Source organism: Pseudonocardia sp. NPDC049154 (assembly GCF_040648315.1).
In the GTDB taxonomy this organism is placed as follows: domain Bacteria; phylum Actinomycetota; class Actinomycetes; order Mycobacteriales; family Pseudonocardiaceae; genus Pseudonocardia.
In genome coordinates this window covers 1-13,361 of the sequence record NZ_JBEZDN010000003.1, presented here as the reverse complement: position 1 = coordinate 13,361, position 13,361 = coordinate 1, and the positions used below count along the sequence as shown (strand labels likewise).

Genomic DNA, 13,361 nt, shown 5'->3' with positions numbered 1-13,361 from the left:
CCCTTGCGCCCGAGGCGATGGTCGCCCCGCCGCGGCGCAGGATCTCCGACGCGGTGGAGCGGCGCGCGGCCGTCCGGCCCCTGTGCCACGATCTGCGGCATGCCGGTGGACGACGACACGAGCGACGCCGGTGCTCCCGCCGACGTCCTCGGCGCGTTCGAGTCGGTCCCCGCGATCATCTGGGCCTTCGAGGGCCCCGAGCTGCGGGTCGTCGCGGCCAACACCGGTGCCCGCGCCTCGGCCGGGTTCCGGCCCGGGATCGTCGGGCGCCCCATCCGCGAGGTGCTGCCGGAGCTCGAGGGGCAGCAGATCTTCGAGATGATGGAGGAGGCCTACTCCGAGGGCCGCCCGGTCTCGGCCGAGCACCGCCGGGTGCTCGTCGACCGGGACGGCGACGGCCGGCTCGAGGAGGGCTTCTTCACCTACACGTTCCTGCCCACGCACCACGCCGACGGCGCGGTCCGCGGGCTCGTCGTGCACATCGCCGAGACCACCGCGCAGGCCCTGCGCCAGGAGGAGGCCGAGCTCGCGGCGGCGGCGTCCGAGCGGCGCTACCGGCACGCGTCGGAGATCGTGCTGGAGCTGCAGCGGAGCCTGCTGCCCACCGGCGTGCCCGTGCTCCCCGGCCTCGTCACCACCGCGCACTACCGGGTCGCCGGCGACGAGCTGGCGGCCGGCGGGGACTGGTTCGACGTGCTGGTGCTGCCCGACGACCGCGTCGCGCTGCTGGTCGGCGACGTCGTGGGCCACGGCGCGGGCGCGGCCGGCGCGATGGGGCAGCTGCGGGCCGTCGCGCTCGACGCGCTGCACGCGGGGGAGACCCCGGCGGCCGCGCTGGAGCGGCTGGACCGCTTCGCCGCGCGGCAGCGGGCGACCCGCGCCGCGAGCGTGTGCGTGGCCGTGCTGGACCCGGCGACCGGGGAGCTCGAGGTGGCCGCGCACGCCCACCCGCCGCCCGTCGTCGTCGGGCCGGACGGGTCCCGCCGGCTCGCGGTGCCCGCCACGACGCCGCTGGGCACGGGAGGTCCCGCGGCCGCGTGGGTCCGGGACCGGGTCGAGGTCGGCGAGACGCTGCTGGTCTACAGCGACGGGCTCGTCGAACGGCCGGGCCGCCCGCTGGGGGAGACGGTCGCGTCGCTGGCCGGGACCGCGGCCGCGGCGCGCCGCGACCTCGACGACCGGGTCCTGGACGACACGACGCTGCCCGACTCGGGCGTGGAGCGGCTCGCCACCGTGGTCACCGAGCGGATGGGCTTCCTCGGCGAGGGCTACGAGGACGACGTCACCCTGGTGCTCGCCGAGCGCCGCACGCCCCCGCCGAGGTTCGTGCTGGATCTGGACGCCGAGCCGGCAATGCTGGCGGTGGTCCGCCGCGGGCTCACGGGCTGGCTGGAGGAGGTCGGCGCGGGCGACGACGACGTCGACTCGCTGGTCTACGCGGCGGTCGAGGCGCTCTCCAACGTCGTCCGGCACGCGTACGCCGGGGCGGACGGGCCGGAGCGACCGGTGCGGTTCGAGGCGGAGCTGGGTCCGGACGGCGTCGTCCGGCTCGCCGTCGCCGACGCCGGACGCTGGCGGCAACCGCCCCCCGGACCGGTGGTGGGTGGGCGCGGGGTGCTGATGATGCGCGAGCTGACCGACGACACCGTGATCGACCATGGCCCCGCGGGCACGACGGTGCGGCTCGGCCGCCGGCTGGGTCGCCCGGTCACGATCGGGGTGCCGCCGCCGGCTCCGGAGCCGCGGCCGCGGGACGACAAGCTCGCCGTGGACCTCGACGAGGTCGCCGGCGTCGCCACGGTGTCGGGTCCCGTCGACCTGACGACCGTGGACCAGCTGCGGGCGCAGCTGCTGCACGCCGCGCGCGGCGGGACCCGCCCGCTGCGGGTCGACCTCGACGGGGTCACGGTGCTGTCCAGCGCCGGCGTCCAGCTGTTCCACGACCTCGCCCGGCTGCTGCCCGGGCTGCGGCTGCGCGTCGACCCGGACGGGGTCGCGGGCGCCGTCGTCGCGCTGACCGGGCTCGCCGACCGGCTGGCCTGACTCAGGCCCCGATCCCGCGGAAGAGGTTGTCGACGAGCGCGTCGGCGGTCGCGTGGTCGAGGGGCAGGTCGGGCACGAGGAGCCGGTGGTAGCAGGCGCCCCACAGCTGGTCGACGACCGTCTCCGGGTCGAGGTCGGCCCGGAGCTGCCCGGCGGCGCGGCCCCGCTCCATGCGCTCGACCGCCAGCCGCCGCCGCGGGGAGGAGTAGGTGCGCAGGTAGGCCTCGCGCAGCTCCGGGTCCGTCTGCGCGTGCCCGATGAGCTCGGCGACCGTGCGCCCGGCCGTGGTGGTGGTCAGCAGGTCGACGAAGGCGTGCAGCTGGGTGCGGAGGTCGGCCTGCACGTCCCCGGTGTCGGGGAACTCCAGCGCCGCCTCGACGGTGCTGAAGTAGCCCTCCAGCGCGAGCGTGCCCTTGGACGGCCAGAGCTTGTAGATCGTCACCTTGCTCGCGCCCGAGCGCCGCGCCACCTCGTCGACGGTGAACCCGGCCATGCCCCCGTCGAGCAGCAGCGCGCCCGCCGCGGCCAGCACCTCGCCGCGCACCTGCTCCGTCGGACGGCGCCCTCGGCCCACGGGTCCTCCTTATTGAACTCGTCGTACACATATGGTTTTATGAACTCATCGTACACATCAAGGAGGACGACATGACCACCGCCCACGACACCCGCGTCGCGCTCGTGACGGGCGGCTCCGGCGGCATCGGACGGGCCGTGGCGGAGCGGCTCGGCGCCGACGGGTTCGCCGTGGCCGTGCACTACGCCGGGAACGCCGAGCGGGCGAAGGAGGCCGCGGCCGCCGTCGAAGCCGCAGGGGGCCGCAGCCTCGTCGTCGGCGGGGACGTGGCGGACGAGCAGGCCGTGGCGGCGATGTTCGACGAGGTGGAGCGGGCCTTCGGCGGCGTCGACGTCGTGGTCCACACCGCCGGGATCATGCTGCTCGCGCCGCTGGCCGAGCTCGATCTCGACGACTTCGACCGCATGCACCGCACCAACGTCCGCGGCACGATCGTGGTCGGCCGCGAGGCGGCGCGCCGGGTGCGGACCGGCGGCGCGATCGTGACCTTCTCCAGCTCGGTCGTGAAGCTCGCGCTGCCCACCTACGCCGGCTACGCCGCGAGCAAGGGCGCGGTCGACGCGATCACGATGATCCTGGCCAAGGAGCTGCGCGGCCGCGACGTCACGGTCAACGCCGTGGCGCCCGGCCCCACGGTCACACCGCTGTTCCTCGACGGCAAGCCGCAGGAGGCCGTCGACCGGCTCACGTCGATGTCGCCCCTGGAGCGGCTGGGGGAACCCGTCGACATCGCCGAGGCCGTGGCCTTCCTGGCCGGGCCTGCGCGGTGGGTCAACGGGCAGGTCCTCTACGTCAACGGTGGGGTGGCCTGACCTCGCCTGCACGGGGGACGCCGGCGACCGGCCGGCTCCCCGTGCGGTCCTCGGCTCGGTCTCCTGACGGCGCGGTGAGCACGATCACCCGAGCAATAACTTGCATGGTGCATACATCAGGTTATCGTTGCATGTAGCAATCAAACACGAGGACGAGGAAGACACCGTGTCCATCACCCACGCCGAGGCGGCGCCCCGGGCCCGGACGGGGAGCAGCACCCCCGACGGGGCCGCCGGCGGCGCCGGCATGACCCACCGCCAGATCGTGCAGGCCCTGACCGGCATGCTGCTGGCGCTGTTCACCGCGCTGCTGTCGTCGACGATCGTCTCCAACGCACTGCCGACGATCATCACGGACCTGCACGGCTCGCAGAGCCAGTACACCTGGGTCGTCACCGCGACCCTGCTGGCCTCGACCGCCAGCACGCCGATCTGGGGCAAGCTCTCGGACCTCTTCTCCAAAAAGCTGCTGGTCCAGATCGCGATCGTGCTCTACATCGGCGGGTCGATCCTGGCGGGCTTCTCGCACTCCGTCGACATCCTCATCGTCTGGCGCGCGGTGCAGGGCCTCGGCCTCGGTGCCCTGCAGTCGCTGGTCATGATCGTGATCGCGGCGATGATCAGCCCCCGCGAGCGCGGCCGCTACACCGGCCCGATCGCCGCGGTGATGTCCCTGGCCACCGTGGCCGGCCCGCTGATCGGCGGCGTGATCGTGGACAGCTCGCTGGGCTGGCGCTGGTGCTTCTGGGTCGGCGCGCCGGTCGCGATCGTCGCGCTGGTCGTCGTGCAGCGCACCCTGAACCTGCCCGTGGTCAAGCGCCCGGTGAAGATCGACTATCTGGGTGCGGCCCTGATCGCCGCCGGTGTCTGCGACCTGCTGGTCTGGGTCACCCTCGCCGGCAACGACTTCGCCTGGACCTCGGGCACCTCCTGGTCGCTGCTCGCGATCGGCGTCGTCCTGCTGGGCCTGGCGGTGTTCGTCGAGTCGCGCGCCGCGGAGCCGATCGTGCCGCTGCGGCTGTTCAAGGACCGTACGACCACCCTCGCCACCGTCGCGAGCGTCGCGGTCGGCGTGGCGATGTTCGGCAGCGCGGTCTTCCTCGGCCAGTACTTCCAGATCGCGCGCGGCTACTCGCCGACGGCCTCGGGCCTGCTGACCCTGCCGATGATCATCGGCTCGACGGTCTCGGCCACCCTCTCCGGGCAGCTCATCTCGCGCCTGGGCAAGTGGAAGGGCTTCCTGGTCGCCGGCGCGGTCCTCATGATCGGCGGCTTCGGCCTGCTCGCCACGATCGACCACGCCACGAACATGGTCCTGGTCGGCACCTTCCTCGCCGTCCTGGGCCTCGGCATGGGCACGACGATGCAGAACCTGGTCCTCGCGGTGCAGAACTCCGTGCAGGCGAAGGACCTCGGCGCAGCGTCGTCGACGGTGACCTTCTTCCGGTCGCTGGGCGGCACGATCGGCGTCTCGGTCCTCGGCTCGATCCTGGCCAGCCGGGTCTCCAGCCTGACCACCGAGGGCCTGGCCGACGCCGGGGTCGCGGTCCCGGCCGGCGGATCCGGTGAGGTCGGGATCGGCTCGCTGAACCAGCTGCCCGGGTTCGTCGCCGACATCGTCCGCGCCGCCTACGGCGACGGCACCGCCACGATCTTCCTGGTCTCCGCGGTCCTGGCCGTGGTCTCGCTGCTCGCGATCGTGTTCATCAAGGAGGTGCCGCTGCGCACCCAGAGCGGCATCGAGCAGCAGCGGCAGGAGGGGGACGGCGGTGTCGCCCCCGCGGCGGTCGCCGCGCAGGCCGCAGCGATCGAGCCCGCCACCACGCCGATCCCCGTCGTGCGGAACGAGCGCGCGGTGCCCATCGCGCCCGCCGCGCCCGCCGCGCCCGCCGCCGTCGCGCCGGCAGGGGACTGGTCGCACGGCCGGCACGCCCGGCCCCAGCAGGCCCTCCGGCCATCCCCGCGGCCCCGGCCGCGTCCGGTGCAGGACCCCGGCGGCGTCGGCCCGGCGGTGTACGGCTTCGTGACCGGCGTCGGCGGGACGGGGATCCGCGACGCCGCCGTGACCTTGACCGGGGCCCGCGGCGAGCAGGTCGCCCGCACCACCACCGCGCCCGACGGCGGCTACGAGTTCCACCTCCGCACCGGCGGCACGTACCTGCTGGTCGTGTCCTCGGGGTCGCTGCGGCCCTCGGCGTCGATGGTCGCCGTGGCCGACCGACCGGCCCGGCACGACGTCACCCTCGCGGGCGGCGGCCGGGTCTCCGGCACCGTCGACCGAGGCGCCACCGAGCCCGCCCCCGGCGCGGCCGTCACGCTGATCGACGCCCGGGGTGACGTCGCCGGTGCCGCCCGCGCCGACGAGACCGGCGACTACGCGATCGACGGCGTCCCGGCCGGGACCTACACCCTCACCGCCGCGCTGGCCGGCCACCAGCCCGTGGTCACGACCGTGCGGGTCGCGGACGGCGAGGCGGCGACCGTCGACCTGCAGCTCCCGGTCCGGGCCGAGCTGCGTGGCACGGTCACGGCCGCACGCACCGGCCGGGTCGTGGCCGAGGCCGTCGCGACGCTGATCTCGCCGGAGGGCGAGGTCGTCGGCACCGCCACCACGGGGGCCGACGGCGGGTTCGCCTTCGCCGACCTGCCCGCCGGCACCTACACGCTCACCGCCGCCGGGTACGCGCCGGACGTCCGCAGCGTGCGGGTCGAGCCCGGCACCACCACGGAGGTGCGGGTCGAGCTCGGTGCGCCGGCACCGTGGGACGGCGCCGCCGGTGTCGCCCCCGCCGACGGCCGGAGGTTCGACCCGGTCGCGGGGGACTGACCGCTCCTACCGGCAGGAACGCGACCGCCGGCCGCCGGGACCTCCCGGCGGCCGGTGGCCGTGTGTACGAGCTGCACGATCGCCGGGTGTGACCGTTCCGCGCCGGTTCCGTCGGCTTCGCGGTCGCAGGTGACCGTCACGGCGGCGTGATCACCATTCGGGACACTTCGAGGCCGCTGGTGGCCGTGTGCGGTCCCGGTCAGCGATCACGATCAGAGGTTCTGGAGCTGCGGGCGGCGGCGGTTGATTCATGATCGCCATCTGGGACCGCTCGCCGCGGTCGCGCGGCCCGCTGACCGACCGGGGCTCCCGCTATCTCAGGAAGCTTGATACGGTGCCGTGGCGCACCGAAGCGGAACCCCGGAGGACACGTGAACATCGACCGGTTGGTCGCGATCGACGTGCACACCCACGTCGAGCAGGACGGACACGGCTGCTTCTCGCTGGACCAGGAGCTGATGGACGCCTCGGCGCAGTACTTCCGCGCCGACCAGGACCGCACCCCGACCGTCGCGGCGATCGCGGAGCACTACCGCGAGCGCGACATGGCCGCTGTGGTGTTCACCGTCGACGCGGCCTCGGGCACGGGGCACCCGGCGTTGTCCAGCGAGGAGATCCTCGACGGCGCCGCCGAGTTCCCGGACGTGCTGATCCCGTTCGGCTCGGTGGACCCGCACGCCGGCAAGGCCGCCGTCACGCGGATCCGCGCGCTCGTCGAGCGCGGCGCCCGCGGGTTCAAGTTCCACCCGTCGCTGCAGGCCTTCGAGCCCAACGACCCGCAGTACTACCCGCTCTACGAGGCGATCGCCGAGGCCGGCGTGCCGGCGCTGTTCCACACCGGGCAGACCGGGATCGGGGCCGGCCTGCCGGGCGGGCACGGGATCAAGCTTCGGTACTCCGCGCCGATGCTGCTCGACGACGTCGCCGCGGACTTCCCCGACCTCACGATCGTGATGGCGCACCCGTCCGTGCCGTGGCAGGACGAGGCCATCTCCATCGCCACGCACAAGGCCAACGTGTTCATCGACCTCTCCGGCTGGCGGCCGAAGTACTTCCCGCCGCAGCTGGTGCGGGCGGCGAACACGATGCTGCGGGAGAAGGTGCTGTTCGGCTCGGACTTCCCGGTCATCACCCCGGACCGGTGGCTGGCGGACTTCGCGAACCTGGAGATCAAGGACGACGTCCGGCCGCTGATCCTCAAGGACAACGCCGTGCGGGTCCTCGGGCTCGGCTGATCACGGCACCCGGTAGAGGGCGCGGGCGTTCCCACCGGCGATCATCGCGGCGATCCGCCGGACGTCGTCCTCGGCGGCCTGGTCCTCGGCGACCCAGCCGCCCAGCACCCGGTGGGCGGCGCGACGGAACGCGCGGGCCGCGACCAGGTACAGCTCGGGCAGCCCGAAGGCGTCGGAGGAGTACAGGAGCCTGCCGAACGGGGCCAGCTCCAGCGCCTCGGCGAGCACCTCCGCCGCGCGGTGCCCGACGTAGGTCGAGGCCAGCCCGACGTCGAACCACACGTGCGGGAACACCTGCGCCAGCCAGGCGGCCTCGCGGTGGTACGGGTAGCAGTGCAGCAGCACGATCGGCGTGCCGGTGTCCGCCGTGGCCCGGCAGAAGGCCGTGAGCAGCACCGGGTTCGCCCGGTGCAGGTCCTCGTCCGGGTCGCCGAAGCCGGTGTGCAGCTGCACCGGCAGGCCGCGGTCCACGCCGCACCACAGTGCGTGGCGCAGCAGGACCGGGTGGGCGAGGCGGCCGCCGGTGCGCGCCCACTCCGCGGCGGCGGCCGCGACCTCGGCCGGCGCGGGCCGGCCCGGTGGGACGTCGAAGCCGTGCCGGTAGGCCAGGATCGACTTGCAGGCGACGGCGCCCGCGGTGCGCCGGGCGAGCTCCTCGACGAGAGCGTCGGCGTAGTCGGCCGGGCGCACCCCCGAGCGTGCGACGTCCTCGGCCACGGCCTCCAGCCGCACGACCTCGGCGACGGGCGCGCCCGCCGCCGCGGACAGCGCGTCGAGCCCGAGCAGGTCGGGGGCGCGCAGGCCGTGGTCGACGAGCAGGGCGTCCGTGCCGGTGGCCGCCAGCAGCCGTCGGGTCACCTCGGCCGCGCCGAGCTCCCGGCGGCGGGCCAGGTAGTCCGCCGGCGGGGCGTGCCGCGGGAGATCGACGACCGGGGCGCACTCGCGGCGCACCGCGAGGCCGAGCATCGAGTCCCACGGGTCGCCGGCGGGTGCGGGTGCCTCGGTGAGCAGCCCGGCGAAGCCGGTGGCGTCGAGCTCGTCGCCCACCACGCTGTGGCAGTGGTGGTCGACCAGCCGCAGCTCCTCGGCCCACGCGGTCACCACCGCCACCGGGTGGCGGCGATGATCTCCGCGGCGGTCCGGCCTGTGAACGCGTCGGCCTCCGCCCGGCGCACGGCGAGCAGGGTCTCGGTGAGCGCCGGGCCGAACGCGTCGGTCAGGGCCGGCTCGGCCTCGAACGCCGCGACGGCGGTGCCGAGATCGGTGGGCAGGCGCTCCACCCCGAGCCGCGTCCGCTCGTCGTCGGACAGGCCGGCCGGGTCCGCGTGCACCGGCTCCGGCAGCGTGCGGCCCTCCGCCAGACCGGCGAGCCCGGCCGCGAGCACGCCGGCGACCACGAGGTACGGGTTGGCGGCCTGGTCGACGCACTTGACCTCGACGTTGGCCGCGGTCGTCTCCTCGCCGTGCGAGCCGGTGACCAGCCGGACCGCGGCCTCCCGGTTCTCCCGGCCCCAGCAGGCGTACGCCCCCGCCCAGTGCGAGGGCAGGAGCCGCAGGTAGCTCGCGACGCTGGGGGCGCCGACGGCCAGCAGCGCGGGCAGCCGCCCCAGGATCCCGGCGGTGAACGCCTCGGCCTCGGGGGTGAGCCCGAACCGGCCGTCACCCCCGGAGAAGACGTTGCGGCCGTCGCGGTCGAGGGAGATGTGCAGGTGGCCGCCGTTGCCGACGCCGGGGTCGGCGACGCTGGGCGCGAAGGAGACCGCGAGACCGTGCCGTGCGGCGACCGCGCGGATCGTGGTGCGCACGAGGACGGCGGTGTCGGCGGCCGCGACGGGCGACTCCGGCGCGACCGACAGCTCGAACTGGCTCGGGGTGTACTCGGGATGGAACTGCCGCACGTCGACGCCCTCGGTGGCGAGCGCGCGCAGCAGGTCGACGCCGTAGTCCGACAGCTCGACCAGCCGGGTCATGCCGTAGGCCGGGCCGGTCACGGCGGGCTCCGGCTCGCCGTCCCCGGCCCGGTACACCACCCACTCGACCTCGAAGGCGGCGCGCGCGCTGAGCCCGGCTCCGGCCAGGCGGTCGACCGTCCGGGCCGCGAGGAGCCGGGCGCAGCCGGGATGCGGCTCGCCCTCCTGCGTCCACCGGTCCGCCGGCGCCCACGCCCACCCGGGCTGGGCGGCGAGGGCGACGAGCCGGTCCAGGTCGGGGAGGAGCCGCAGGTCCCCGGTCGGGTTCGCCACCGCGGTGGCGGCGATCGAGTCGTCGACGCCGAACGCGTCGAACACCGGGGTGGCGCCGACGCCCCACGCCGCCGCGTGCTCGAACGCCGCCAGCGGCACACCCTTGGCCCGGGTGATGCCGGCGGTGTCCACGAAGGTCAGCGCGATCGCGGCGATCCGTTCGGCGGCCATCCGCTCGACGAGGCTGCGCGCCCGCGCGGCCCGCTCCTCGCGCCCGGCGGCGTCCAGCTGTGCGGTGTCCATGCCCGACGATCGTGCCAGCTCGGGGGCGGCGGCCGGGAGATCCGGCCGCCGCCCCGTCGTCCCCCCAGGACCGGACCTCAGGGACGGATCTCGTAGACCGCGTTGAACGCCGTCTCCGCGGCCTTGCGGAACCGGGTGAAGCCGGCCTCCGCGGCGATCTGCCGGATCGGGAACTCGCCCGCCTGTGCGCCGAGCGCGTAGCCCCCGGGCTGGGAGAGCGCGTTGGGCACGCAGAGGAACGTCGAGCCGCTGTAGTAGAGCCGGCCGACCGGGTGGAGGTTGTCCGCGACGGTGTCGCCCGCGGCGGGCTCGACGACCATCCAGGTCCCGTCCGGTGCCAGCGCCTCCCGGACCCGGCGGGCGGCCCCGACCGGGTCGCCCATGTCGTGCAGGCAGTCGAACATCGCGACCAGGTCGTACCCGGTGCCGGTGAACCCCTGCGCGGAGGCGACCTCGAAGGTCACCCGGTCGGCCACGCCGGCGTCGGCGGTGCGTTTGCGCGCCTCGACGATCGACTCCGCGTGGTAGTCCGAGCCGGCGAACGTGCTGCGCGGGAAGGCCTTCGCCATCAGCAGCGCGGACTCGCCGAGCCCGCAACCGACGTCGGCGACCCGGGCGCCGCCCTCCAGCTTCGCCTGCACGCCGTCGAGTGCGGGGATCCAGTTCTGCACCAGCTCTGCGACGTACCCGGAGCGGTAGAACGCGGCGCAGCCGTGGAACACGTCCTCGTCGTGCGCGTCCCAGGGCACCCCGGTCCCGGTGCGGAAGCTCTCCGCGATCTTCTCGTCGGCCCGGAGATAACCCAGCACCAGCCGGTACGCCGCGGAGATGTTCGGCCCGTCCGGGTCGACGAGGCAGTAGGCCTGCTCCTCGGTCAGCGAGAACTCGCCGGTCCGGGGCTCGTAGGTGATGTAGCCGCCCGCGGCCTGCCCGCGCAGCCACTCGGTGAGCGGGCGCTCGTGACAACCGGTGCGTGCGGCGAAGGCCGCCGGTGTCGCCGGGCCGTCGGCCAGCGCGGTGTAGAGGCCGAGGCGGTTCCCGACCGCGACCGACCCGGCGGCGCCCGTGGCGCCGATCTCGGTGACGAAACGCCCGAGGAACTCGGCCACCCTGTCCTGATCCATCCCCTGCTCCTTCCGTCCGCCCGGCTCGGGTGCCGGTCGACGACGACCGTGCGCGCCGGGGCTTGCACGGGCCTGGCTCCGGCTGTCCGGGCGCTGACAACGCGTCCGCCGCCCGGGCATGCTGTCGGCGGAGGTGGGGGATGGGCGGCGTCCGTGTCGAGGTGCTCGGGCCGTTGCGCCTGCTCGTCGACGGGACGCCGGTCGAGGTCCCGGGCCCGAAACGCCGCGCCGCACTCGCCCTCCTCGCGCTGGCCGGGGGCCGCACCGTGCCCGTCGACCACCTGCTCGACGCCCTGTGGTCCGGCGGCGTCCCGGACTCCGGCCGGCAGGCCCTGCACACGCACGTCTCGCGGCTGCGCACACTGCTGGGCCCGGCGGCCGATCGGCTGCGGACCCTGCAGGACGGGTACCGGCTCGAGCTGGCGGCCGACGAGTTGGATCTGGCCGAGGCCCGGGCGCTGCTGGCGCGGACGAAAGGCCTGGACGACCCGGCCGCCGCCCTCCCGCTGCTGCGGCAGGCGCACGCCCTCTGGCGCGGCCCCGTCCTCGCGGACCTGACCGACGTCCCGCCGATCGCCGTGGCCGTCGAGGAGCAGGAACGGCTCCGGCGGGAGGTGACGGACGCGCTGGTCGACCGGGCCGTCGACGCGGGTGACGGCGCCGGCGTCGTCGGGCAGGCGGCGGCGGCCCTCGCGGCCGACCCGCTCCGCGAGCCCGGCGCGGTGCTGCTGATGCGGGCGCTCGCGGCGAGCGGACAGCCGGCCGAGGCGCTGCGGGTGGGTCGGGAGTTCCGGCGGATGCTGGCCGACGAGACCGGGCTCGACCCGTCACCGGCGCTCGGCGAGGTCGAGCGGGCCGTCGCGGCCGGGGCGGCCGGGCCCGCTCCCGCCGCGCCCGGACGTCCGACGCCGGCGACCCGGCTGATCGGCCGCGAGGAGCAGGTGAGCGCGCTGCGCCGGCTGCTCGCCGAGGAGCGGCTGGTGACCGTGGTGGGCCCGGGCGGGGTGGGCAAGACCCGGGTCGCGCTGGAGGTCGCCGGCCGCGGCGAGGCGCCCGTGGTGCTGCTGGCACCGGTCACCGACCCCGCCGGCCTGCCGCACGCCCTCGCCGCCGCCCTCGACCTGGAGGTGTCCCGCGGCGACGTCCTGGCCTCCTGCCTGGCGCTGCTCGGCGACCGGACGGGCCTGCTCGTCGTCGACAACTGCGAGCACCTGCTCGCCGGCGCGCGCGAGCTCGTCGAGGCGCTCCTCGCGGCCTGTCCGCGGCTGTCCGTGCTGGCCACGAGCCGGGAGCGGCTGGGACTGGCCGCCGAGTACACCTACCGGCTGGCCCCGCTGCCGGTCCCGCAGCCGGGTGGTGAGGTGGCCGCGTCGGCGTCGGTCGCGGTGTTCCTCGAGCGGGCCCGCCGCGCGCGGCCCGGGCCGCCGCCCGGTCCGGCGGAGCTGCGGCTGGTCGCGGACATCGTGCGCCGGCTCGACGGGCTGCCGCTGGCGATCGAGCTCGCCGCGGGCCGGCTGTCCAGCCTGTCGCTGGCCGACCTGCACGCCCGGCTGGACCGCTCGCTCGACCTGCTCGGCGGTGCGCGGACCGGCAACGCCCGGCACCGCACCCTGCGGGCGACGGTCGAGTGGTCGTACCAGCTGCTTACGGACGACGAGCAGCGGCTGTTCCGCCATCTCGCGCTGTTCGCCGACGGCGCCGACCTCGACACCGCCGAGCAGCTGGCCGCCGACCTCGGCCTCGGCGGGGACCCCGGCGGCCTGCTGGCGCGGCTCGTCGACGCCTCGCTGCTCGACGCCGACTTCGCCGACGTGACCCGGTACCGGATGCTGGAGACGTTGCGCGCCTTCGGGTCCGACCGGCTCGTCGCGGCCGGCGAGGCGGACGCGGCCGAGGCGCTCCTGGTCCGCTGGGCGGTCGGGCTGACCGAGCGGATCCGGGCGGGGCTCGACGGCGCGGACGAGGCCGAGGCGGACACGACCCTGCGCCGCGAGATCGCGAACCTGCGCGTGGCCTGGCGGCTGGCCCGGCGGCGCGGGGATCTCGACGCCGCGGCGGCGATCGTGATCGCCCTGTTCGAGGCGATCGGCTACCGCGACCTCGTCGAGCTGCGGGGGTGGGCCGAGGAGCTCGCAGCCGACCCGGCACTGGCCGCGCATCCCCGCGCGGCCGCGGTGCTGGGCGTCGCGGCGGAGGCGGTCTACCACCGTGGCGACGCGACCGGCGCGGAGCTGCTGGCCCGGACCGGGCTGGAGCGCGG

Annotated in this window: 9 protein-coding genes; 5 read left to right on the top strand and 4 right to left on the bottom strand. The window is 75.5% G+C overall.

Translation table 11 applies throughout. From position 1 onward, the window contains the following. The first annotated feature begins 99 nt into the window (after positions 1-99). The gene (locus AB0B41_RS02820) at positions 100-2,043 is read left to right on the top strand and encodes a SpoIIE family protein phosphatase (protein WP_358198215.1); all 1,944 of its coding nucleotides are present in this window, start codon (positions 100-102) and stop codon (positions 2,041-2,043) included. 1 nt (position 2,044) lies between these two features. Here AB0B41_RS02820 and AB0B41_RS02815 read toward each other — a convergent pair whose 3' ends face one another. Beyond that, complete coding sequence (locus tag AB0B41_RS02815) at positions 2,045-2,617, bottom strand: TetR/AcrR family transcriptional regulator C-terminal ligand-binding domain-containing protein (RefSeq protein WP_358198213.1); 573 nt, start codon at positions 2,615-2,617, stop codon at positions 2,045-2,047. Positions 2,618-2,688: 71 nt separating this feature from the next. Here AB0B41_RS02815 and AB0B41_RS02810 point away from each other — a divergent pair, with 71 nt between their 5' ends. From AB0B41_RS02810 to couO, 3 genes are all read left to right on the top strand, one after another. Continuing rightward, positions 2,689-3,429, top strand: a complete 741-nt coding sequence (locus AB0B41_RS02810; RefSeq protein WP_358198211.1) for an SDR family oxidoreductase — start codon at positions 2,689-2,691, stop codon at positions 3,427-3,429. A gap of 166 nt (positions 3,430-3,595) precedes the next feature. Beyond that, positions 3,596-6,256, top strand: a complete 2,661-nt coding sequence (locus tag AB0B41_RS02805) for an MFS transporter (protein WP_358198209.1) — start codon at positions 3,596-3,598, stop codon at positions 6,254-6,256. Between the two features lie 371 nt (positions 6,257-6,627). After that, positions 6,628-7,491: a 4-hydroxyphenyl-beta-ketoacyl-CoA hydrolase gene (gene couO, locus AB0B41_RS02800; protein WP_358198206.1), complete on the top strand. Its 864-nt coding sequence runs from the start codon at positions 6,628-6,630 to the stop codon at positions 7,489-7,491. On the opposite strand, the gene AB0B41_RS02795 is transcribed toward couO, so the two are convergent. From AB0B41_RS02795 to AB0B41_RS02785, 3 genes are all read right to left on the bottom strand, one after another. Then, positions 7,492-8,592, bottom strand: coding sequence for an amidohydrolase family protein (locus AB0B41_RS02795; protein ID WP_358198204.1), 1,101 nt, complete (start codon positions 8,590-8,592; stop codon positions 7,492-7,494). Next, positions 8,589-9,977, bottom strand: a complete 1,389-nt coding sequence (locus AB0B41_RS02790) for a glutamine synthetase (protein ID WP_358198202.1) — start codon at positions 9,975-9,977, stop codon at positions 8,589-8,591. The genes AB0B41_RS02795 and AB0B41_RS02790 overlap by 4 nt, the downstream gene beginning before the upstream one ends. Before the next feature lie 77 nt (positions 9,978-10,054). Next, a complete protein-coding gene (locus AB0B41_RS02785; RefSeq protein WP_358198200.1) occupies positions 10,055-11,101 on the bottom strand; it encodes a class I SAM-dependent methyltransferase in 1,047 nt (348 codons plus the stop codon). A 140-nt stretch (positions 11,102-11,241) separates the two neighbouring features. On the opposite strand from AB0B41_RS02785, the gene AB0B41_RS02780 reads away from it, so the two are divergent. Continuing rightward, the coding region (locus tag AB0B41_RS02780) for a BTAD domain-containing putative transcriptional regulator (protein WP_358198198.1) at positions 11,242-13,361 on the top strand (2,120 nt) is incomplete at its 3' end.